Annotated in this window: 1 protein-coding gene; it reads left to right on the top strand. The window is 40.7% G+C overall.

Annotated elements, in window-relative coordinates; genetic code table 11:
* On the top strand, positions 1 to 243 hold a 243-nt coding region (locus AWV70_RS22405; protein ID WP_153010109.1), incomplete at both ends, for an MFS transporter.

The following is a 243-nucleotide window of genomic DNA, read 5'->3' on the forward strand; positions in this document are numbered from 1 at the left end:
TTATTCAAGGAGCTGGTGCAGCTGCATTTCCAGCACTCGTGATGGTTGTAGTTGCGCGCTATATTCCAAAGGAAAATAGGGGTAAAGCGTTTGGTCTTATTGGCTCCATAGTAGCTATGGGAGAAGGTATCGGTCCAGCTATTGGTGGAATGATAGATCATTTTATCCATTGGTCTTATCTTCTGCTCATTCCAATGATGACAATTATCACTGTTCCGTTCCTTATTAAATTGTTGAAAAAAG

The sequence above is a fragment of the Sporosarcina koreensis genome (assembly GCF_001531445.1).
Classification (GTDB): domain Bacteria; phylum Bacillota; class Bacilli; order Bacillales_A; family Planococcaceae; genus Sporosarcina; species Sporosarcina koreensis_C.